The sequence below is a fragment of the Nocardia yamanashiensis genome (assembly GCF_021183565.1).
GTDB classification, from domain to species: Bacteria; Actinomycetota; Actinomycetes; order Mycobacteriales; family Mycobacteriaceae; genus Nocardia; species Nocardia yamanashiensis.
On sequence record NZ_CP089226.1, the window covers coordinates 4,265,352 to 4,287,221 of the forward strand.

Genomic DNA, 21,870 nt, shown 5'->3' on the forward strand with positions numbered 1-21,870 from the left:
TATGCGCGTCATGGCTCAGCTCGCCATGGTCATGAACCTGGACAAGTGCATCGGCTGCCACACCTGCTCGGTCACCTGCAAGCAGGCCTGGACCAATCGCGGCGGCACCGAGTACGTCTGGTTCAACAATGTGGAAACCCGTCCGGGACAGGGTTATCCGCGGCGTTACGAGGATCAGGAGAAGTGGAAGGGCGGCTGGGTCCGCGACAAGAAGGGCCGGCTGAGCCTGAAGTCCGGGTCGCGGATGAAGCGGCTGCTGAACATCTTCGCCAATCCGGACCTGCCCACCGTGTCGGATTACTACGACCCGTGGAGCTACGACTACGACAATCTGCTGTCGGCCCCGCAGATGGACACCACCCCGGTGGCGCGGCCCAAGTCGCTCATCACCGGTGAGGACACCAAGGTCACCTGGGGCGCGAACTGGGACGACTCGCTGGGCTCCGGACCCGAGCAAATCGGCAAGGATCCCTTGCTGGCCAAGCTGTCCGAGCAGGTGAAGCTGGAGTTCGAAGAGACCTTCATGTTCTACCTGCCGCGCATCTGCGAGCACTGCCTCAATCCGTCCTGTGCGGCGGCCTGCCCCTCCGGCGCGATCTACAAGCGCTCCGAGGACGGCATCGTGCTGGTCGATCAGGACAAGTGCCGCGGCTGGCGGCAGTGCGTGTCGTCGTGCCCGTACAAGAAGATCTACTTCAATCACAAGACCGGCAAAGCGGAGAAGTGCACGTTCTGCTACCCGCGCGTGGAGGTCGGCATTCCGACGGTGTGCTCCGAGACCTGCGTGGGGCGGCTGCGCTACATCGGCGTGATGCTCTACGACGCGGACAAGGTCCTCGAAGCCGCGTCGGTAGAGGAGAACAAGGACCTCTACCCGTCGCAGTTGGGCGTGTTCCTCAATCCGCACGATCCGCGCGTGATCGCCGAGGCCGAACGGGCAGGCATCTCGCCGGAATGGATTCAGGCCGCGCAGGATTCGCCGGTCTACAAGCTCATCGTCGACTACAAGATCGCGCTGCCGCTGCATCCGGAATACCGCACCATGCCGATGGTCTGGTACGTGCCGCCGCTGTCGCCGGTCGTGGATGTGCTCTCGCAGACCGGGCACGACGGGGAGAACCACGGCAATCTGTTCGGGGCCATCGACGCGTTGCGAATTCCGTTGGAGTACCTGGCGGAACTGTTCACCGCCGGTGAGATCGAACCGGTGCGGGACGCGCTGCAACGGCTCGCGGGCATGCGCTCGTTCATGCGCTCGATCAATCTCGGTCAGGAGCCGGACCTTTCGATACCGGAGGCGGTGCACCTGGAGCCTGAGGAGATCGAGGCCATGTACCGGCTGCTGGCCATCGCCAAGTACGAGCACCGGTACGTCATCCCGTCCGGCGCGACTTCCCGGGCGCACGAACTGGATTCGCTCGCGACCGGGTGCTCGCTGGACACCGACGGCGGCCCCGGCATGACCGCCTACGACTATGTCGCCGAGAAGTTCCACCTCTCCGACACCAATGGCGCGGCCCCGGACGAGAAGGCCACCCGCATCAACCTCTTGAACTGGGACGGTAAGAAGACCGACGGACTGCTGCCGACCGGTAACGGCAATGGCAACGGCGCCAAGGGGAATGGCAGCGGCAACGGCGCCGCCGGCCACGCCCCCGCCGACGCCGGATCGGCAGCACCGGAGCCCACCGGGGCGGCGCGATGAGCCTGCTCAAACTGCGGCGCCGGCCGGAACCGGCGGTCGGCATGACCGATCAGCAGCGGCGCGTGATGTGGCGGCTGGCGGCCCTGCTGCTCGACTATCCGGGCGAGCAGACCCTGGCCATCGTGGACGAGCTGGCTGCCGCGGTCGCGGAACTGCCGGAAGCGGTGCGCGCCCAATTGAATCCGATGCTGGATCACCTGCGCCGCACCGCTCCCATCGCGCTGGCGCAGGAGTACGTCGAGACCTTCGACATGCGCCGCCGCGCCAGCCTGCACCTCACCTTCTACGCCTACGGCGACACCCGTAAGCGCGGGATGGCCCTGCTCCGCTTCAAGCACGCCTACCGGCACGCGGGCGTGGAACTCGGCGACGAGGAGCTGCCCGACCACCTGGCGGTGCTGCTGGAATTCGCCGCCACCGTGGATCCCATCGGCGGCGAACGCCTGCTCGGCGAGCACGTCCCGGTGCTGGAGCTGCTGCGGCTCTCCCTGTCGGACAGCGGTTCCGCCTACTCCGGCGTACTGGGCGCGGTGCTGTCCACGCTGCCGCCGGTGACCACCGCGGACCGCCGCCGCATTGCCGAACTCGCCGCCGAGGGGCCGCCGGAGGAAGAGGTCGGGCTCGACCCCTTCGCCATGGACCCCATCGGCTTCACCGGATCGGAAGCCCGTCGATGACCCCCACCCTCTGGTTGATGCTGCCCTACGTGGCCTTCACCTCCTTCGTCCTCGGCCACCTGTGGCGCTATCGCACCGACCAATTCGGCTGGACGACGCGGTCTTCCCAGGTCTACGAATCGCGGCTGCTGCGGCTGGGCAGCCCGCTGTTCCACTTCGGCATGCTCGGCGTGATCGGCGGGCATGTGCTCGGCGTGCTCATCCCGGAGTCGTGGACCGAAGCGGTGGGGATCTCCGAGCACCTCTACCACGTGGTGGCGGTGTCCGCGGGCACGGTCGCGGGCGTCGCGGTGATCGCCGGCATCGGCATCCTGCTGTACCGGCGGGTGACGGTCACGGCGGTGCGCAAGGCCACCACCACCAATGACAAGTTCATGTACGTCCTGCTGGCCGGGGCGCTCGGCACCGGGCTGCTGAACACGGTGGGCAGCAATCTGCTGTGGGGCACCTACAACTACCGGGAGACCGTGTCCCCGTGGTTCCGTTCCCTTTTCACGCTGCATCCGGAGCCGGAGCTGATGGTCGGCACGCCGTGGACGTTCCAGGCGCACGGCATCATCGTGCTGGCGTTGATCGGCGTGTGGCCGTACACCCGTCTGGTGCACATGTTCTCGGCCCCGGTCGGGTATCTGGTGCGGCCGTACGTGGTGTACCGGAGCAAGGAAGTGAACGCGCTCGACAAGCGCCGCTACGCCCGCGCGTGGGACTCCCCGGTACTGCCGCCCCGATGATTCGGGGGTCCGCATCGATTGTGATTCGTCCCTTTTAACCAATTCGTTGCCCCACTGCGGCCGGATACCGCCTAACGTCGCGGGGGCACAACAGTTGGTTGGAAGGTGGCAGTAAGCGTGATCGGTACGCAGGCGAAGCTCGATGAACTACAGAAGATCCTCGAGATCGCCAAGGAACCGGCGGGTGAGGCCGGGATCGCCAAGCGCGAGAAGAAGGGCATTCCCAGTGTCCGGCAGCGGGTGAACATGCTGCTCGATGCGGGCACCTTCGTCGAGACCGGCGCGCTGGCCCGGCAGCCCGGACAGCCGGACGCCCTCTTCGGCGACGGCCTGGTGACCGGGCACGGCATGATCGGCGGCCGGCCGGTGGTGGTGATCTCCCACGATCAGACCGTGTACGGCGGTTCGGTGGGCGTCACCTCGGCCCAGAAGTTCATGCGCGCACTGCGATTGGCGTACGACAATGCCTGCCCGGTGGTGACCATCAACGATTCGGGCGGCGCGCGCATCCAGGACGCGGTGGGCTCCATCGCCTCCTTCGGCGATATCTCGCGGGTGCTGGAGAAGCTGTCCGGCTATGTGCCGCAGGTGTCGATCATTCTCGGCAAGTGCGCGGCCGGTTCGGTGTACGGGCCGATCAATACCGATGTGCTGATCGGCACCAAGGACTCGTACATGTTCGTGACGGGTCCGGACGTGATCAAGGCCGTCAACGGCGAGGACGTCACCGCCGAGGAGCTCGGCGGCGCGGCCGTGCAGGCCCGGCGCGGCACCCTGCACCACGTGGCCGAGACCGAGGAAGCGGCCTACGAGTGGGCGCGCAACTACCTGAGCTACATGCCCACCAGCTGCCTGGAGCAGCCGCCCATCGTGAATCCCGGTCTGGAACCGGAGATCACGGCGAGCGACCTGGAACTCGACAAGATCATCCCGGACTCCGACCGCTCCGGCTACGACATGCACGAGATCCTCTTGCGCCTGTTCGACGACGGCGAATTCCACGAGGTCCGAGCCGCATTCGCACCCAATCTGATCACCGGCTTCGCCCGCGTGGACGGCTACCCGGTGGGCGTGATCGCCAATCAGCCGCTGGTGCTGGGCGGTTCGATCGACGCCGCCTGCTCGGACAAGTCCACGTATTTCATCCGGCTCTGCGACGCCTTCAATATCCCGCTGGTCTTCGTCGCCGACACCCCGGGCGTGCTGCCGGGCCTGTCGGAAGAGGAAGCGGGCGTGATCATTCGCGGCGGCCGCGTCCCCCGCGCCATCATCGAAGCCACCGTGCCCATCATCAACCTGGTGGTCCGCAAGTCCTACGGCGGCGCGTACGGCATGATGGCCGCCCGCCAGGTCGGCGCCGATATGAGCTTCGCCTGGCCCACCGCCCGCATCGCGGTGATCGGCGCGGAGAGCGCGGTCGACCTGCTCGGCAAGCGGCAGCTGGCGGCGGTGGCCGAGGAGCACCGGGCCGCGGCCCGCGAGTTCCTGGTGAACCAGTACAACGAGAACATCGCGACCCCGTGGATCGCCGCCGAGCGCGGTTACATCGACGCGGTCATCGAACCCTCCACCACGCGTTTGGAAATCCGCAAGGCCCTCAAGCTGCTTCGCGACAAGCCCCCGGTGAAGCCGGAGTTCAACCCGCGCAAGCACGCCATCTACCCGATGTGAGACCGGGACCGTGCGGCGCTGACCAGGGTCGGCGCCGCACGGTGCGGACTGTCCGCTAGCGGCCGTACCGGTCGTGAATCGCGCCCGCCACCGCGGCATCACCTTGGCTCGACGGATGGAAGAAGAGGCCGTCGAGGTCGGTGCGGGGGTCGAGGACCCCGTTCACCCAGGGCTGGTCCGAGCAGAGGCCGTGGCCGGTGGTCAGGGAGCGGGCGTCCAGGAAATCGATGCCGAGCATGCGGGCGGCGTCCTGCTGGGCTTGGTCGATGCGCTCGAAGTACTCGACCACGGCTCGGCCCCGGGGCTGGATGTAGGGGGCGATGCCGAAGAAGTTGAGGCACAGCTGTTCCGCGCCGACGGGGAAGAGTTCCTGGTAGCCGACCAGGACTATGCGGGCGTTGGGGGCGTAGTACCGGATGTAGGTGATGGCATTGCGCATGCGGGCGGCCATCGTATTGGCGGAGACGCCGTTGTAGTCGGTCATCCGGCCTTCGGCCACGGCTTCGGGGCCGCAGCCTTCGGTGAGATTGAAGACGCAGGTCTGCAGGGATTTCCAGAGGGTCTGGGAGGACTCGCCCCATTTGTCGTTCAGGCCGAACTGGAGGGTGACCAGTTTCGTGCGCGGACCGAAACCGCCCGCTTTGTCGGCCTTCTGGGCTTCCTGGGCCATGGACCAGCCGGGGCCGCCGTCGATGGAGGCGCCGGGACAGGACACGTCGATCATCCGATCGGTGCCGAAGACGCCCATGAGCTTGCCGAGCTGTGCGGGCCAGGCGGTCTTGCCGCGGCGCATGCACGTGTTGTCGGCATCCATGAAGTCCCAGGCGTTGGCGCTGAACGAATCACCCAGCACCACCAGCTCTTTGCCTTCGGGAGCCGGATCGGCCCCCGCGTTTCCCGCCCCCGTCACCGAGGCCGTGACCGCCATGGCGGCGGCGCACAGCCAGCGTCCACTCTTCCCGAGCACCTGAATATCCCTCGGCCCGCTCAGTATCCGGCGCGGGGTTCGAAGCCGGGCACGTCCAGGGTGGGCGGCGCCTGCTGGGTCTGCGGGGCCTGCTGCTGGGTCTGCGGGGCGGGCTTGGGCGCGGCGGCCGGCTGGGTGGCCACCGGTTCGGGCGCGGCCGGCTGCGGCGCGGCGGGTTCGGCGGCCGCGGGCTGCGGAGCCGGGGCCTCGGTGGTGGGCGCGGGCGCGGCCGAGGTGGGCGCGGCCGACGGGGCCACCACCGAGGTGGTGGGAGTCGTGGTGGTGGCTTCCGATCCGCCGGATGCCTTCTCACCGCCGCAGGCCGCCACCGTACCGAGCAGCAGCACCCCGCCGACCACGGCCGTCATGGCGCGCGCGGCGAACATACCCCGGGAAACAGACATTCTCACTACCTCGAATCAGATTCTGAAGTGTCCACATTTCACTTCAGCGGGGATTGTACAAACCCCATCCCCGTTTCTGCCCCGAATCGGGAAAACCCGAGGTAGCGACCTATGCGAATCAGCCCGCGAGCTTGGCCAGATTCGGGAAGTTGCTGACTTCCCAGCCGCCGTCCACCACCAGTTCGGTGCCGGTGATGTAGGAGGCGTCGTCACTGGCCAGGAACAGGCACGGGCCCGCGACCTGCTCCGGCGCCGCCGCCGCACCCAGCGGAATTCGGTCGAGGAACATCTGTTTCGCGGGATCGTAGCCCATGATCGCGGCCACCAAGGGGGTGTCGACCAGACCCGGGAGCACCGAATTCACCCGGATGCGATGCGGGGCCAGTTCCAGGGCGGCGTTCTTGGAGAACATGACCACGCCCGCTTTGCCGGTGGCGTACGCGCTGCCGCCGGGCATGGGGATGCGGCCGTCCAGCGAGGAGATATTGACGATGGCGCCGCCGTTGCCACTGTCGCGCATCAGCCGGGCCTCGTGCTTGGTGCAGAGGAAGACGCTCTTCTGCACCAGGTCGACGGTGAAATCCCAGTCCTCCACGGCCAGATCGGTGATCGCGCCGATGCGCGAGCCGCCCGCCACGTTGAAGGCGGCGTCCAGGCGGCCGAAACGGCTTGCCGCGGTGGCGATTCCGGCCTCGATCTGATCCTCGGCGGTGACATCGGCGACGACCGGGACGAAGGCGTCGCCGAGTTCGGCGGCCTTCTTACCCAATCCGGCCGCGTCGATATCCAGCCCGACCACATCGGCGCCCTCCGCGATCAGCGCGGCCGCGATGGCCGCGCCGATACCGGAGGCCGCACCGGTCACGACGGCCGTGCGGCCGTCGAATCTACGTGCGTTCACAGTGTTTTCCTTCAGTTTCCGCGCCGGCCGGCGCGCAGGAATTCGCCGGTGCGCTCGGTGCCGAGGGTGTCGGCCCGCTCGCCTTCGCCGAAGACGTAGCGGCCGTTGACCAGCACGGCTGTCACGGTGGCGTCGTTGCGATTCACCATGCGGGACAGGCCGTTGTATTCCGGGACCGGGTTCTCGGCGTAGGTTTCCAGGCTGTCGTCCAGCCGCGCCGGATCCAGCACCAGCACATCGGCGCGATCGCCCACCCGTAGATGCCCGGCGTCCAGGTCGTACCAGTCGGCCAGTTCGCCGGTGACGCGATGCACCGCGTGCTCCACGCTCATGAAGCCCCGGCCGGACTCCTGCGCGCGGTGCACCCGCTTCAGGAACCGCAGCCCGAAGTTGTAGAAGGCCATATTGCGCAGGTGTGCGCCCGCGTCCGAGAAGCCCAGCTGCATACCGGGATCCACCGCCAGCTTGTCCAGCACCTCGGGCCGGTGATTGGAGATGGTGGTGCGCCAGCGCACCTTCGAACCGTGCTCGACCAGCAGATCGAGGAAGGCGTCCACCGGATGCAGGCCGCCGCGATCCACACCGACCTGGCCGAAGGTCTTGCCGATGACCGACGAGTCGGGGCATTCGGTGATCTCGGCGTCGAAGAAGTCGCGGTGCCAGACCCGGGGCCCGTACTTCTTCTCGTAGTCCTTGCGGAACCAGCGCCGGTACTCCTCGTCGGCGAACAGCGCCTGCCGCTTGTCCAATTGATCGGCCAGGTGCAATGCCGCTGCGCCGGAACCGAATTCCTCGAACACCGGCAGGTCGATGCCGTCGGAGTAGACCTCGAACGGCACCGGCAGATGCTGCCAGCGGAAGTCGCCGCCGAGCCGGTTCAGGACCTTGGCGATGAGCGGGAAGATGTAGATGACGCCCGGGATCGCCTTGATATCGGCGGCCGAGAGCAGGCTGACCTTGAGCTTGGGCCGGAAGAAGCCGAGCGTGCTGGCCGCCATCGCCACCAGGCTCTGCGGGCGCGCCACATCGGGCCCACCCTGGAGGGCGCGTTTGCGATCGCGCAGGATCCGGTTCAGCCGCCGCCGTTCCTTGGTGGTGGCGTAGGTGGACGGCAGCGTGCGCGAACGGCAGGTGTCACCGTCGAGCTTGTCGAAAAGCAGCTGCTGCGAGGACATTCCGACGAATCCGGCGTCCAGGGCCTCGGTGAGCTTGTGCTCCATGCCGCGCATGTCGGCCTCCGAGGGCACCTCCTCGGGGCGGGTGGCGCGCTCGAGGCCCATCTGGGCGACCCGGATATCCGAATGCCCGATGAAGGCGGCCAGATTCGCGCCCAGCGGCAGCGATTCCAGCGCCGCCACATAGCTGTGCGCGCTGTTCCAGGACTTGAGCCCGTCCACCGCTTCGACCACGTGCGCCCGCGGGATGGCCTCCACCCGGCCGAACAGGTCACCGGCGTCCGAGCCGCCCACGTGCACGGTGGACAGCGAGCAGGAGCCGAGCAGGATGGTGGTCACCCCGTGCCGCAGCGATTCCGAAAGCGTCGGATCCAGCAGCACTTCCACGTCGTAGTGGGTGTGGATGTCGACCATGCCGGGCAGCACCCAGCGGTCGGTGGCGTCGATGACCCGCCCGCAGCCGGTCTCGTCCAGGGGCTCGGCGCTGACCGCCGCCACCCGGCCGTCCTTGATGCCGAGATTGCGCAGCGCGGACGGGGCGCCGGTGCCGTCGAACCAGCGTCCGTTCTTGATGATGGTGTCGTACAAGGCGATTCACTCCCCCAGCCTGATATCGCGGCGCAGCACCTTGCCGGTGGCATTGCGCGGCAGCGGATCCGCGGTGACCAGCCAGCGGGCCGGCACCTTGAAGTAGGCGAGCCGCTGCGCGACGTGATCGCGCAGTTCGTCCTCGGTGACCGCGGCCGGATCCGCGACCACCACGATGGCGGCCACCTCCTGGCCGAGATCCTCGTGCGGCACGCCGATCACCGCCGATTCCGTCACCGCCGGATGCTCGTCCAGCACGTTCTCGATCTCCTGCGGGTAGACGTTCTCGCCGCCGCGCAGGATCAGGTCCGACCGGCGGCCGGAGATGTAGAGCTTGCCCTCGCGCAGGGTGCCGAAGTCGCCGGTGCGCAGCCAGCGGTTCGCGTCGATGGACGCCTCGGTGGCGGCCTCGTCGTTCCAGTAGCCGAGCATGACGTACGGGCTGCGAATGCAGATCTCGCCCTCTTCGCCGTCCGGCACCGGTTTGCCCTCGGGGTCGCGGACTTCGAGGGAGACGCCGACCACCGCGCGGCCGACGGTCTCGTTGTCGGCGGCCAGCTCGGGCGGGGTCGCCACGGTCGCGGCGGTGCCGGATTCGGTGCAGCCGTAACTGGTGGTCAGGCCTTGCAGCGCGACCGGGAAGTGCTCGCGCAGGCGCTGTACCAGGGCCGGGGAGGCCGGGGCGGAGTTGAGCGAGAACGCGGTCAGCGAGGACAGGTCGTGCTTCGAGATGTCCGCCGCCAGAATGCGACTCGCCAGCGTCGGCACCGCCGCCCAGTTGGTGACCCGCTCCGCCGCGACCAGGGCCAGCAGCGATTCGGCGTCGAACGCGCCCGAGGACGGGAAGACCACGGCGTCGCCGGTGGTGAGGCGCGGAATCGAGAGATTGTGCAGGCTCGCGATGTGGAACAGCGGCATGGTCGCCAGGTAGCGGCGGCCGGCCGGGGAACCGTCCCAGGCCAGCCCGCGGAAGCCGGCGGCCAGGGCGTCCATGAAGCGGTGGTAGTCGGCGACGGCCACCATATTGCGCTGGGTGTGCACCACACCCTTGGGGCGGCCGGTGGTGCCGGAGGTGTAGAGGATGACCGCCGGATCATCCTCGCCCACCGCCGCGGTGGCGGTGCGGCCCGCGTATTCGGTGAGCAGCGCGGGCAGCTCGGTTTCCATGGTGAGCACCGGGATGTCGGTTCCGGTCGCGGTGGCCGCGGCGGCGCGCTTGGCGTCGGCGAGCACCACCTTCGGCGCGGAATGCTCCAGGCCGTAGGCGATTTCGCGCGGGGCCCACCAGGCGTTGTAGCCGACCGGGATGGCGCCCAGCCGCTGCGCCGCCCAGAAGGTCAGCACCCATTCGGGGTTGTTGGCGGACAGGATGCCGATCCGGTCGCCCTTGCCGACGCCGTACTTCCCGGCCAGTGCGGCGGCCAGTGCGCCGGCGGCCGCGTAGTGCTCGGCGAAGGTGTAGCGGGTGCGTTCCGACACCAGGTATTCGCGATCGCCCAGGGCGGCGGAGGCTTCCAGCAGCTCCAGCAGCGAGGCGTGGCGATTGCGGAACACCGGCTGCGGCGCGCCCAGCACCTGCTCCACGGTCATCTCGAACGGCCCGCCCGGACCGGTCAGCTTTCCGGCGATCTGGGCTGCGAAAGCCTGCATGTCAACGGCATTGGTCATGAGTCAAGTCCTCGAATCTCGTTCAGTTGCCGCGGACCGCCGCGAACGTCGCCTTCAGGTAGGCGTCGGCGCGCTCGGACCCGATGAGGCCGGGGGCCATGCGGTTCATGGCGTAGGCGAAGGTGACCCGGTGGTCCAGGTCGTTGACCACGAAGGCCCCACCCAGCCCGGCCCACCAGCACACCCGGCCGTCCGGAACGTGCGGAGCGGTCTGTTGCTGGGGCAGACCGTAACCGATGCCGAAGCGCAGCGGCAGCATGATCGCCAGATCCACGCCGTCGATCTGCTGCTCGAAAATGCGGTCGATGGTCTTGGGCGACAAGAACTCCCGGCCGCTGAGCGTGCCGCCATTGCTGACCAGCGACTGCAATCGCGCGATGGACCGGGCATTGCCGTGCCCGCCCATGCCGCCCAGTTCGGCCGCGCGCCAGGCGGGGGTGCCGACCTCGGCGAAATCCAGCAGCGGCTGGAACAGCGTCTTGAACATGACGCTGTCCTGCGGCAGCAGCGACTGATCGAACTCCGGCAGCTCCGGCGGCACCAGGGTGGCGACGCGATCGAAATCGCTTGCGTCGGTGCCGATGTGGAAGTCCGCGCCGAGCGGGCCGGCCAATTCCTCGGCGAAGAAGCGGCCCAGCGAGCGGCCGTCGATGCGCCGGATCAGCTCGCCGATCAGATGCCCGTAGTTCATGGCGTGATAGCCCGACGCGGTGCCCGGCTCCCACCACGGCGCCTGCCCGGCCAGCCGCGCGGCCGCGGCCTCGGTGTCGTAGATATCGGAGAGCACGATCGGCGCTTCCCACCCGGAGACGCCCGAGGTGTGCGAAAGCAGGTGCCGCACTTCGATATCCGCCTTGCCATTGGCCGCGAACTCGGGCCAGTAGGCGGCCACCTTGGCGTCCGGGTCCAGTTCCCCGCGTTCGACCAGCAGCAGCGCGCACAGCGCCGTCATGGTCTTGGTGATGGAGAAGGTGTTGACCAGGGTGCCGGCCTTCCAGCGCACCGTCTGCTCCAGATCGGCCCAGCCGCCCCAGAGATCGACCACCGGTTCGCCGTCCACCACCACGCACACCGAGGCGCCCAGTTCCGCCCCGGATTCCACCTGTTCGGTGAAAACCGTTCGGAGCTCGGTGAATTCGTCGGCGCAGAATCCAGCCACATTGCTCATCTGCCCGTTCCCCTCTCTCAGACCCGCACGGCGGCGCGGCTCTTGACCGGCAGCTCGTGACCGCAGGCGGCGGCGCGCTTGGCCCCGTCGGCCAGTTCCTTCTTCAATTCGCGCACGTAGACGTCGAAATCGATCTGGATGGTGTGCCGCGGCGAGTTGTAGTACCGCTCGGCGCGCAAGGCCTCGGCCTGCTTGGCGGAGGCCGTCATCTCCGTCTCCGAGGGCAGCCGGTAATTGCCGGTCAGGTAGGCGGCGACCAGCTTGGACTGCTGCTCGGCGAAGTTGACCAGGGTCGGCATCGGCTGGGCCAGACCGAGATAGAAGAGATTGTCGATGCCGGGCTTGACCATCTGCCGCCACAGCGGGATCTTGTTCGCCTCGTCCGGGCGCAGCGCCGGATCGGTGAAGAACGGGAAGCTGATGTGATAGCCGGTGGCGCACACCACCACATCGACCTCCTCCACGCTGCCGTCGGCGAAATGCACGTAACGGCCGTCGAGACGGGTGATGGCGGGCTTGAAATCGATATCGCCGCAACCGACCCGGTGCAGGAACTCCTCGCTCGCCGACGGATGCGCCTCGAACGGCAGGTGATCCGGCTTGGGCAGGCCGTAATCCTCCATGCGGCCGCGGTTCTTGACCACGAAGCGCTGCTTGAGCTTGAGCGCCACCTTCGGCGGCATCCACGCCGGAACCACCTGGGTGTCACCGACTTTGCCGCCCACGTACTTGGGCAGCACCCACACGCCGCGGCGAGCCGAGACCCACAGCTTGGCGGCGATGAACTTCTGCGACAGCTCCGAGGCCACATCCAGGCCCGAGTTGCCCATGCCGACCACCACGATGCGCTTGCCGCGCATATCGATCGGGTCGAAGGGGTCGTTGTAGGCGTGTGAGTGCAGCAGCGTGCCGTCGAACTCGCCCGGATAGTCGGGGGTGCGCGGATCCCAGTGGTGGCCGTTGGCCACGATCAGCGCGTCGAAGGTCTCGACATCGCCGTGCTCGCTGGTGACCAGCCAGCGGCCGTCGGCATCACGTTCGGCGGCAACGACTTTGGTCTCGAAGCGGATGCTCTCGCGAATGCCGAAGTGGTCGACGTAGTCCTTGAAGTACTGGTGCAGCTGGGAGTGGTGCGGGAAATCCGGCCAGTCCTCGGGAGCGGGGAAGTCCTCGAACTGCAGGCGGTACTTCGACGTGTCGATGTGCAGGCTCTGATAGCAAGCCGACATCCCGTTCGGGTTCTTGTAGTACCAGTTGCCGCCCACCTCGTCCGAGGCCTCGTAGCAAACGAAGGGAATGCCGTACTCTGCCAGCCTTTTCGCGGCGGTGATTCCCGACGGACCTGCGCCGATGACGGCGACCCGGGGCAACTCACGTGTATCCAATTGACTCTCCTGCGGGACGTGACGTGGCACACACGGTAGCACTCGCTAGACAGTGTGTCTAGTGAGTGAACGTGCGTCTATCATCAGTGGCGTGACCCGGACATCAGACGACCCCACCACCCGCCGCACCTCGCTGCGCGACGAGCAGAAGCGGCTCACCCGCAGCCGGCTCATCGAAGCGGCCAAACAGCTGTTCACCACCCAGGGCTACGCGCCGGTGCGAGTCGACGACATCGCCGCGGCCGTCGGATGCAGTCGCGCCACCTTCTATCTGCACTTCACCGGGAAGCCGGATGTGCTGCGCGCCATCGCCGCCGAGGGGACGCTGCCCAGCGTCCAGCACTTCTACGAGGATCTGGACCATGTGCTCGACACCGGATCGCGCGCGGAGTTCGCGGACTGGATGAAGCGGGCCATCGAGTGGTTCCAGGAGTACAAGGATCTACTGCCGGCCTGGGACGAGGCGACCACCCTCGAACCCGAATTCCGGGAGGTGGCACGGGAAGGCATCACCTCGCTGCCGAATGTGATGACCTCGTACCTGTCGCGCTGGCCGGCCGAGCGGCAGCAGGAGGCGCGGCTGCGGATCGAATTGCTGGTGGCGCAGCTGGAGCGGTTCTTCACGCGCTGGGCCATGCAGGGGACGATCGACGTGTCCGCGGACGAGGCGGCGGCGGTGCTGACCGACATCTGGTTCCCGGCCCTGCAAACCCCCGGCTCCACATAAAACTAAAACATCCCCTTTCACATTCTCCGGAATGCTGAAAGGGGATGCGGAGTGCGGGCTTTCGAATCTACGGTGCGCTCACGCGGGCGCGTTCCAGTTCCCAGAACGCGCGCAATGCGGTCACCTCGCCCTGCTCGTTCACCCGATAGGTGGCGACCAGATCGACCTCGACCACGCGGCCGGGCTGGGCGCTGACAATGGTGCCGACGAATGCGACTTCGCTGCCGCAGGCGAAGGAATCGGTCCAGCGGAATTCGATATCACTGGGCGCGATGGCCCGATCCCAGAATGCCGCGATGGCCTCCCGGCCCGAATGACCTTCGCCCACCGGATCGTACGGGGACTTGCCGATGGGATCCTCGACCCGGGCATCCGGGGCGAAAAGCGCCAGCCAGTCGGCTTTGCGTTTGGCGCGGACGGCGGCCTGCGAGGCGAATCCGGCTCGTCGCGCGGGATGTTCGGCGGACATGGGCAAATCCTGCCGCTTCGGCGCGCGGCGGCCGCGCGCCGGTTCCGGCCAGCGGGAACACGATTCGGCTCACCGATATCGGACCTTGATCGGGCCGTGAATGGCATATGATCCAGAGCCGGAACGTTGCATTGCGATAGCAAATCGCTAGTAATCGTGATGGAGATCACGGGCAACGAAACAGGCCGGCGCCCGACGGCACCGGCCCGCATCGAATTGTGAAATTCACACGTTTCAGCGAATGACCCCGGTGTAACCGGTCCACGCCTGCCCCTGGAAGGAGGCGCCGACGCCCGGGTGGGTCATGACCTCGGTGCACTGCTCGGGGGTCAGCCCGTAGAACGCGCAAGCGTTCGCCGGGTCGGCTCCGATGATGCCGTCCTCGGCCGAAGCCGTGCCGAAGGTACCGGCGGCGACGGCCGCGAACAGGCCCGCGGTGACAGCGAATTTCTTCAAGATGGGATCCTCCCGATCAATATGGAAATGTCTCTTCCGAGAGTCGCACGTATTCGCGCGACGGCCAAGTCATCGAAGTTTGCGGCGATTCGTTTCATCTTGGGCCCGGGGCTCGAATCCGGGTGCGCCGCAGAGGCATAGCGACCTGCCAGCAAACTTGCGTATCCCGGGGCGGACACGAGACAGGACGGTCTGCACCACCCACCCGAGACACCGGTGCACATGACAGTGGCCCGCCCTTGTCGGGCGGGCCACTGGGAGAGCGGAATTCGCGGGCGCGTCAGGCCACCCGCGCTGTGGCCAGGGTGCCGGCCGCGGCATGGTAGCGGTCGGCGAGGAGCCGGACCACGGCCGGGTGGACGCCGATCGGGTCGGCCACCCCGTCCGCGCCGGCGGTGTGCAGGCGTGCGTGGAAGAGGCCGTGCGCCAGCAGGTATGAAGCCACGAAGACGCGTTGCGCGCCGGCGGCGCGGAGATCGGCCACCACTTCGGGGACTCGGGGTTCACCGGTGGCGATGTAGGCGACCCGGACCGGGGCGCCGATCTGTTCGGCGAGCAGGCCCGCGGCGCGGCGGACGTCGTGGCGGGCGCGGGCGTCCGAGGAACCGGCCGCCGCGAAGACGACGGCATCGCCCGGACGCCAGCCCGCGGCGCGCAGGCGCATCCGCATGACGGCGGCCAGGGCCGGGTCCGGACCCATCGCCCGGGTGACCGCGACCGCCTCGTGGGCACTCGCGGCCACCTCACGGGGCACGTCCTGATACACGTGGTAGCCGGAGGCCAGGAAAGCCGGAACCAGTACGGCCGGAACGTCTCCCAGATCCCGCAGCACCTCGGCGGGCGAGGGCCCCAGTACGTCCACGAACGCGGTGCGCACGCGCGGGCCCTCGATCCCGTTGTCACGCAACGGTGTCGATGCGGCCCCGAACGCCGCACCGGCACCTGTCTCGGGGAATTCCGCGCCGGGACCGAACGCGGGAACCGGCGCACCCAGCTCCCGAGCCACGGCCTCCGCCAGCGCGGCGATCATCTGCACGCCCTTGGCGCTCCTGGTCCCGTGCGCGACCAGCACCAGGGCGGGGGCGCTCACCACGTCCCCGTTCGGGGCGCGGGGCGCGGGAAAGGCTGGGCCGGAATCGGTCCCGTGCGCGGGGCGAGTTCCGGGGTGGCGGGCAGGCCGGTGTTCGCCGACCGGCCCGGCAGGCCCTCCGAGGAGGGGCGGCGGACGGGCGCGGCGGTGGCGGGAGCCGGGCGGGCCATGCCGTTCAGCGGACGTTCGGGGCGCTGCACGGGTTGCGGCCGGGAGTAGTCGGGGCGATTGCCCGAACCGGCGCCGCGGGCCGGGAAGGGATTGCGGCCGTTGAGATTCGGGGCGGGAGTGTGCGACCCGGCCGGATGGGGTGCGGCCGGGTTCGGGAAGGCGGGGCGGATGTCATCGGCGCATTCGGCGGGATCCAGGGCCAGGCGGTAGCCGCGTTTGACGACGGTCTGGATGGCCTTGGGGGTGCCGAGGCCGGCGCGCAGGCGGGCGATGGCGGTTTCGACCGCGTGGGTGTCGTCACCGCCGCCGGGCAGGGCGGACAGCAGGTCCTCGCGGGAGACGACGCGGCCGGGCTGGCGCGCCAGGGAGCGCATCAGAGCCATGGGGGCGGGCGCGAGCTGGCGCACCTCCCCGTCCACGACGACGCAGCCGCCGCGCACGCTGAGGACGTGACCGGCGGCCTGGATTCGATTGGCGCGCCGGGGCAGTTCCTCGGCGACGTGGCGGGCCAGCGCGCCCAGGCGGGCGCGGCCGGGCATGGAGCAGGGGACGCCGAGTTCTTCCAGCGGGGCGGCGGTGATCGGGCCGACGCAGGCGGGCAGCACGCGGGTGCGCAGGGCGTGCAGCACGGCATCCAGCAGGCCGGTTTCCTTGGCGCGCATGAGAAGTGAGGCGACGGCGGGCGCGCTGGTGAAGGTCACGCAGTCCAGCCCGGCGGTGACGATGCCCTCGATCAGGCGGTCCATCGGGGTGCGGTCCGCGGGCGGCACCCAGCGGTAGACCGGAACCGGCACGACATCCGCACCGGCACAACGCAATACCTCACAGAAGTCCGGGACGGGCTCCCATTCGGTGGTGGCCCCGTGCAGCTGCACGGCGATCCGCACGCCCTCGACACCCTGCGCCAGCAGGTGATCCAGGACTTCGGCGGACGATTCGGAGGCGGGCGACCATTCCTCGCGCAGTTCGGCGGCGCGGATGGCGCCCTTGGCCTTCGGGCCGCGCGCCAGCATGCGGTTCTCGCCGAGCGTGGCCCGCAGGTCCTCGGCCAGCCCCCAGCCCTCGGCGGCCTCCATCCAGCCGCGGAAGCCGATTCCGGTGGTGGCCACGGTGATCTGCGCGGGCTCCGCCACCAGCTGGCGCGTCACCCGCTCCAGCTCGTCGTCGTCGGCCAGCGGAATGATCCGGATGGCCGGCGCGGTCACGATGTGCGCGCCGCGCCGGGTGAGCAGCGTGCCGAGTTCGTCGGCGCGGCGGGCGGCGGTGATGCCGACGGTGAAGCCGGCCAGTGGGTTGCCCGAGTCGAGTTCCGTCATGCTCCACCGTCCAGCGCCACGGGCTCGTTGGACACGCCGACCACACCGTCCACCACGCGCACCGCGAACACCGGCACGGCGACCGAATCGTCGTCCAGGCACCGCCCGTCGATCAGCGAGAAGGCCTGCTTGAGCAGCGGCGACGCCACCACCGGAAGGCCCGAGCGATCACCGACCAGACCGCGCGACATGACCGCCGCCCGGCCGAAGGGGTCGATATTGCCGATCGCGTACAGGGTGCCGTCGGGGGTCAGGAACAGGGCGGCCTGCCGGCCACCTTTGAGCAACACCGCCACGCCGCGGCCGGGAATCAGGTAATCCAGCTTGCAGGCCTGGGTCCAACCGGCAGCGGTTGCGGTGGCAGTGCTGGGTGTGTCGATCACGGTCATCGGTAACTCTCCTCCGAACGCCTTAACTATTGGTACCGACGTCCTGTTTCCAGGCGGTTAAGCGGTCATTTCCCCTGAGTGGCGGCGGCCGCCGATTCCGCCACACCGACCGGAATGTCCGGAATTCCGAGCAGTACCGGCACCTTGCGCTCGCCGCTGTCGTCGAACGAGATGGTCGGGTCCGCTGCCTCGGGGGCGTTCACGAAGGACACGAAGCGCGACAGCTTGCCCTCGTCCTCGAGCACGGCGGCCCATTCGTCCTTGTACCCGTCGACGTGCTTGGCCATGGCCGCCTCCAGCTCGTCGGCGATGCCCAGGCTGTCCTCGCAGACCACGGCCTTGAGGTAGTCCAAGCCGCCTTCGAGGGCCTCCTGCCACGGCGCGGTGCGCTGCAGCCGGTCGGCGGTGCGGATGTAGAACATCAGGTAGCGGTCGATGTACTTGATCAGCGTCTCGTCGTCCAGATCACCGGCCAGCAGCACCGCGTGCTTCGGGGTCAGACCGCCGTTGCCGCCCACGTACAGGTTCCAGCCGTGCTCGGTGGCGATGACGCCGACGTCCTTGCCGCGCGCCTCGGCGCATTCCCGGGCGCAACCCGAGACGGCCAGCTTCAGCTTGTGCGGGGAACGCAGACCGCGGTAACGCTTTTCGAGCAGCACGGCCATGCCGACCGAGTCCTGCTGCCCGTACCGGCACCAGGTGGAGCCGACGCAGGACTTCACGGTGCGCAGCGATTTGCCGTACGCGTGCCCGGATTCCATGCCCACGTCGACCAGGCGCTTCCAGATCAGCGGCAGCTGTTCCACGCGCGCGCCGAACAGGTCGATGCGCTGACCGCCAGTGACCTTCACGTACAGGCCGAATTCCTTGGCCACCTCGCCGATGGTGATGAGCTGCTCGGCGGTCACCTCGCCGCCCGGCATGCGCGGCACCACCGAGTAGGTGCCGTTCTTCTGCAGGTTGGCCAGGAAGTGGTCGTTGGTGTCCTGCAGCGACGCCTGCTCGCCCTCGAGAATGTGATCGCTGGAGGTGGAGGCCAGGATGGAGGCGACGGTCGGCTTGCAGATATCGCAGCCGGATCCCTTGCCGTACTTGGCGATCAGCTCCGAGAACTTGCGGATGCCGGTCGACTGCACGATGTGGAACAACTCGGCGCGCGACTGCGCGAAGTGCTCGCAGAGCGACTTGGAGACCGCCACGCCCGACTGCTCCAGCAGCTTCTTGAGCATGGGAACGCAACCGCCGCAAGAGGTTCCGGCATTGGTGCAGCTCTTGATGGCCGGCACGTCGCAGGCCCCGTCCGCGATGGCCCCGCAGATGGAGCCCTTGGAGACGTTGTTGCAGGAGCAGATCTGGGCGTCGTCGGGCAGCGCGTCCGCGCCGAGTTCGGCGCCGGCCGGGGAGATCAGCGCGGCCGGGTCGGCGGGCAGCGGGCGGCCGACCAGCGGGCGCAGCGCCGAGTACTGCGAGGCGTCGCCGACCAGGATGCCGCCGAGCAGCGTCTTGGCGTCGTCGGAGACCACGAGCTTGGCGTAGGTGCCCTTGGCGGCGTCGTGCAGCACCACCGACAGCGCGCCCTCGGTACGGCCGTGCGCGTCACCGAAGCTGGCCACGTCCACGCCGAGCAGCTTCAGCTTGGTGGACATGTCGGCGCCCGGGAACTCGCCCGCGCCGCCGAGCAGCCGGTCCGCCACCACTTCGGCGGTGCTGTAACCCGGGGCCACCAGGCCGTAGCAGACGCCTTCGACCGCGGCGACCTCGCCGATCGCGTAGATGTTCGGGTCCGAGGTGCGCAGGCCCAGGTCGGTGATGACGCCGCCGCGCGGGCCGACGTCCAGGCCGGCGGCCTTGGCGATCTCGTCGCGCGGCCGCACGCCGGCCGCGAAAACGACCAGGGCGGCCCGCAATTCGGTCTCGTCGGAGAAGGTCACTTTCAGCCGCTCGGCGATACCGGCCTCGGCATCGGCCTCGATGGCGGAGGTGCCCACCCCGGTGTGCACCTGCAGCCCGAGATCGCCGACCAGGCTCTGCAGGATCGCGCCGCCGCCCTCGTCGACCTGGGCGGGCATCAGCCAGTTGTTGAACTCGACCACGTGCGGGGTCATGCCCAGCAGGCGCAGCGCGTTGGCCGCTTCCAGGCCGAGCAGACCACCGCCGACCACCAGGCCGACCGCGCCCGGTCCGGCCGCCTCGGCCGCCGCGCGAATGCCGTCCAGGTCTTCCAGGGTGCGGTAGACGAAGCAGCCTTCGGCGTCGTGGCCCGGCACCGGCGGCACCCAGGCGTAGGAGCCGGTGGCCAGAACCAGTGCGTCGTAACCGATCACGTCGCCGGTGGAGGTGGTGACCTTGCGGGCCGCCTTGTCGATGCTGTCGGCCTTCACGCCGAGCCGCACCTCGACCAGGTCGTCGCCCTGGTAGTCGTTGCCGGGCAGCGCGAGCGCCGCGGCCTCCCAGGCGCCGACGTAGGACGAGAGCCCGACGCGGTCGTAGGCGGCCAGCTTCTCCTCGCTGAGCACGATGACCTGCCAGGCGTTCGCCTCGTCCCGGGAGCGCAGCGCCTCCACGAAGCGGTGCCCGACCATGCCGTGGCCGACGACGATCGCGGTCTTGCGTTCGATGCTGTGAGTCATGACAGTCCCTTTCGAGGCTGGGCGAGTCAGGCGCGAGCCGACGAGCTGGACGTGGATTCGGTGGATGCTTCGGCCGCGATCACCAGGGCCTCGGCCTCGACGACGACATCGGAGTCGGTGGCGCGCGGGCTCGGGCGGCGCAGGAAGACCGCCCAGCAGACCACCGCGCAGACCACGTAGAAGGCCAGGAAGACCCAGAAGGCGGTGGTGGCCGACTTGGTGGAGGCGTAGGAGGAGCGCAGCATCAGGTTGATGCCGACGCCGCCCAGCGCGCCGATGGCGCCGACGAAACCGATGAGCGCGCCGGAGGTGTTCTGAGCCCAGGCCGCGCGGGTGGCCGAATCACCGTCCAGGCCACGGGATTTCGCCGCGAACACGGACGGGATGATCTTGGTGACCGCGCCGTTGCCGATACCCGAGATGACGAACAGCGCGGTGAACCCGATGATCAGCGCGACCAGCACGGCGCCGGTCGGACGCCCGGTCCGGTCGCCCAGGGTGGAAGCGCCGACCACCACGATCGAGGCCGCGGTCATGGCCAGGAAGGTGTACAGCGTGACCTTGCTGCCGCCGATGCGATCGGCCCACTTGCCGCCGTAGGGGCGGACCAGCGAACCCAGCAGCGGACCCACCCAGGCGATCTGCGCGGCGTGCAGGGCGGCCGCGGCGGCGGTGGCGCCACCGGCCTTGAAGCTGATCTGCAGCACCTGGCCGAAGGCGAAGCTGTAGCCGATGAAGGAACCGAACGTGCCGATGTACAGGAAGGCGATGGCCCAGGACTGCGGCACCTTCAGCGCCTTGACCATGTAGGACAGGTCGGCCTTCTGGTTCTTGACGTTGTCCATGTACAGCGCCGCGCCGAGCGCCGCCACCACGATCAGCGCCAGGTAGATCAGGCACACCACCGAGGCATTGCCGTAGGCGGCGCCCAGGGTCGCGATCACGCCGAGGCCGATCAGCTGGATGACCGGGACGCCGATATTGCCGCCGCCCGCGTTCAGGCCCAGCGCCCAGCCCTTGAGCCGCTGCGGGTAGAAGACGTTGATGTTCGACATCGACGAGGAGAAGTTGCCGCCGCCCAGGCCGGCGAAGGCCGCGATCACCAGGAAAGTGGTGAACGAGGTGCCGGGCTGATTGATGAAGTACAGGGCGAGCAGCACCGGCGCCAGCAGGGCCAGCGCACTGAAGATGGTCCAGTTCCGCCCGCCGAATCTCGCGGTCGCGACGGTGTAGGGAATCCGCATGAAACCGCCGACCAGGGTCGGCACCGCGCCCAGGAAGAACTTGCCCGCCGGATCGATCCCGAACTGATCGGCGGGCATGAACAGCACCATGACCGACCAGATCGACCACACCGAGAACCCGATGTGCTCGGCGAAGACCGACCAGATCAGATTGCGGCGCGCGATGTCTTTACCACCGGCTTCCCAAGCCTCGACATCTTCGGCATCCCAGTGCTCGATGTCGTGCTTGCGCTTGAGCGTCGTGAACAAGGGCCCTCCTGAAATCTGGATAGGCCCCAAGGTAGGGAACGGGTATTGCGCGAATGCTGCGCGAAATGACCGTCAAATCAACGGTTGCT

18 protein-coding genes and 1 pseudogene are annotated in these 21,870 nt (G+C 68.4%); 5 read left to right on the forward strand and 14 right to left on the reverse strand.

The genetic code is table 11. The annotated features are described in order from the left end of the window. Positions 1-10 precede the first annotated feature (10 nt). The 4 genes from narH (at position 11) to LTV02_RS20260 (ending at position 4,784) form a co-directional block, all read left to right on the forward strand. Entirely contained in the window at positions 11-1,705 is a 1,695-nt protein-coding gene (gene narH / locus LTV02_RS20245; RefSeq protein WP_233032921.1) for a nitrate reductase subunit beta, read from the forward strand. Next, entirely contained in the window at positions 1,702-2,382 is a 681-nt protein-coding gene (narJ, locus tag LTV02_RS20250) for a nitrate reductase molybdenum cofactor assembly chaperone (protein ID WP_233032923.1), read from the forward strand. The genes narH and narJ overlap by 4 nt, the downstream gene beginning before the upstream one ends. Then, positions 2,379-3,113 (forward strand): respiratory nitrate reductase subunit gamma, encoded by a 735-nt coding sequence (gene narI, locus LTV02_RS20255; RefSeq protein WP_233032925.1) that lies wholly within the window; start codon positions 2,379-2,381, stop codon positions 3,111-3,113. Before narJ ends, narI begins: the two co-directional genes overlap by 4 nt. 117 nt (positions 3,114-3,230) lie before the next feature. Further along, entirely contained in the window at positions 3,231-4,784 is a 1,554-nt protein-coding gene (locus tag LTV02_RS20260; RefSeq protein ID WP_233032927.1) for an acyl-CoA carboxylase subunit beta, read from the forward strand. A 55-nt stretch (positions 4,785-4,839) separates the two neighbouring features. Here LTV02_RS20260 and LTV02_RS20265 read toward each other — a convergent pair whose 3' ends face one another. From LTV02_RS20265 to LTV02_RS20295, 7 genes are all read right to left on the reverse strand, one after another. Further along, positions 4,840-5,751, reverse strand: coding sequence for an SGNH/GDSL hydrolase family protein (locus LTV02_RS20265; RefSeq protein WP_233032929.1), 912 nt, complete (start codon positions 5,749-5,751; stop codon positions 4,840-4,842). 20 nt (positions 5,752-5,771) lie between these two features. Then, positions 5,772-6,155: a hypothetical protein gene (locus tag LTV02_RS20270; protein ID WP_233032931.1), complete on the reverse strand. Its 384-nt coding sequence runs from the start codon at positions 6,153-6,155 to the stop codon at positions 5,772-5,774. Between the two features lie 118 nt (positions 6,156-6,273). Continuing rightward, positions 6,274-7,056, reverse strand: coding sequence for an SDR family NAD(P)-dependent oxidoreductase (locus tag LTV02_RS20275; RefSeq protein ID WP_233032933.1), 783 nt, complete (start codon positions 7,054-7,056; stop codon positions 6,274-6,276). Between the two features lie 11 nt (positions 7,057-7,067). Then, a complete protein-coding gene (locus tag LTV02_RS20280) occupies positions 7,068-8,819 on the reverse strand; it encodes an N-acyl-D-amino-acid deacylase family protein (RefSeq protein WP_233032935.1) in 1,752 nt (583 codons plus the stop codon). Positions 8,820-8,825: 6 nt separating this feature from the next. Beyond that, on the reverse strand, positions 8,826-10,487 hold the full coding sequence (locus LTV02_RS20285; RefSeq protein WP_233032937.1) for a class I adenylate-forming enzyme family protein: 1,662 nt from the start codon (positions 10,485-10,487) through the stop codon (positions 8,826-8,828). Between the two features lie 22 nt (positions 10,488-10,509). Continuing rightward, positions 10,510-11,655 (reverse strand): serine hydrolase domain-containing protein, encoded by a 1,146-nt coding sequence (locus LTV02_RS20290; RefSeq protein WP_233032939.1) that lies wholly within the window; start codon positions 11,653-11,655, stop codon positions 10,510-10,512. Between the two features lie 17 nt (positions 11,656-11,672). Beyond that, on the reverse strand, positions 11,673-13,040 hold the full coding sequence (locus LTV02_RS20295; protein WP_233032941.1) for a flavin-containing monooxygenase: 1,368 nt from the start codon (positions 13,038-13,040) through the stop codon (positions 11,673-11,675). A gap of 82 nt (positions 13,041-13,122) precedes the next feature. Between LTV02_RS20295 and LTV02_RS20300 the strand changes: the two genes are divergently transcribed. Continuing rightward, the gene (locus LTV02_RS20300) at positions 13,123-13,767 is read left to right on the forward strand and encodes a TetR/AcrR family transcriptional regulator (RefSeq protein WP_233041629.1); all 645 of its coding nucleotides are present in this window, start codon (positions 13,123-13,125) and stop codon (positions 13,765-13,767) included. Positions 13,768-13,834: 67 nt separating this feature from the next. Here LTV02_RS20300 and LTV02_RS20305 read toward each other — a convergent pair whose 3' ends face one another. The 7 genes and pseudogenes from LTV02_RS20305 to LTV02_RS20335 form a co-directional block, all read right to left on the reverse strand. Then, complete coding sequence (locus tag LTV02_RS20305) at positions 13,835-14,236, reverse strand: nuclear transport factor 2 family protein (protein ID WP_233032943.1); 402 nt, start codon at positions 14,234-14,236, stop codon at positions 13,835-13,837. A 234-nt stretch (positions 14,237-14,470) separates the two neighbouring features. Next, positions 14,471-14,692 carry a hypothetical protein gene (locus LTV02_RS20310; protein WP_067723368.1) on the reverse strand — a complete coding sequence of 74 codons (222 nt, stop codon included), beginning with the start codon at positions 14,690-14,692 and terminating at the stop codon, positions 14,471-14,473. A gap of 280 nt (positions 14,693-14,972) precedes the next feature. Beyond that, the gene (locus LTV02_RS20315) at positions 14,973-15,782 is read right to left on the reverse strand and encodes a sirohydrochlorin chelatase (protein WP_233032945.1); all 810 of its coding nucleotides are present in this window, start codon (positions 15,780-15,782) and stop codon (positions 14,973-14,975) included. A gap of 344 nt (positions 15,783-16,126) precedes the next feature. Then, positions 16,127-17,269, reverse strand: a pseudogene (locus tag LTV02_RS20320) (uroporphyrinogen-III synthase); the annotation flags it as partial. Next, positions 17,266-17,658 (reverse strand): nitrite reductase small subunit NirD, encoded by a 393-nt coding sequence (gene nirD, locus LTV02_RS20325; protein WP_233032947.1) that lies wholly within the window; start codon positions 17,656-17,658, stop codon positions 17,266-17,268. The pseudogene LTV02_RS20320 and the gene nirD, both read right to left, overlap by 4 nt. Before the next feature lie 65 nt (positions 17,659-17,723). Further along, positions 17,724-20,288: a nitrite reductase large subunit NirB gene (nirB, locus tag LTV02_RS20330; RefSeq protein ID WP_408639227.1), complete on the reverse strand. Its 2,565-nt coding sequence runs from the start codon at positions 20,286-20,288 to the stop codon at positions 17,724-17,726. A 26-nt stretch (positions 20,289-20,314) separates the two neighbouring features. Next, complete coding sequence (locus LTV02_RS20335) at positions 20,315-21,781, reverse strand: nitrate/nitrite transporter (RefSeq protein ID WP_233032949.1); 1,467 nt, start codon at positions 21,779-21,781, stop codon at positions 20,315-20,317. Positions 21,782-21,870: the final 89 nt, after the last annotated feature.

Coding starts and splice junctions, on each gene's coding strand:
- narH (WP_233032921.1), top strand. CDS start 11: ATGGCTCAGCTCGCCATGGTCATGAACCTGGACAAGTGCATCGGCTGC.
- narJ (WP_233032923.1), top strand. CDS start 1,702: ATGAGCCTGCTCAAACTGCGGCGCCGGCCGGAACCGGCGGTCGGCATG.
- narI (WP_233032925.1), top strand. CDS start 2,379: ATGACCCCCACCCTCTGGTTGATGCTGCCCTACGTGGCCTTCACCTCC.
- LTV02_RS20270 (WP_233032931.1), bottom strand. CDS start 6,155: ATGTCTGTTTCCCGGGGTATGTTCGCCGCGCGCGCCATGACGGCCGTG.
- LTV02_RS20285 (WP_233032937.1), bottom strand. CDS start 10,487: ATGACCAATGCCGTTGACATGCAGGCTTTCGCAGCCCAGATCGCCGGA.
- LTV02_RS20290 (WP_233032939.1), bottom strand. CDS start 11,655: ATGAGCAATGTGGCTGGATTCTGCGCCGACGAATTCACCGAGCTCCGA.
- LTV02_RS20305 (WP_233032943.1), bottom strand. CDS start 14,236: ATGTCCGCCGAACATCCCGCGCGACGAGCCGGATTCGCCTCGCAGGCC.
- nirD (WP_233032947.1), bottom strand. CDS start 17,658: ATGACCGTGATCGACACACCCAGCACTGCCACCGCAACCGCTGCCGGT.
- nirB (WP_408639227.1), bottom strand. CDS start 20,288: ATGACTCACAGCATCGAACGCAAGACCGCGATCGTCGTCGGCCACGGC.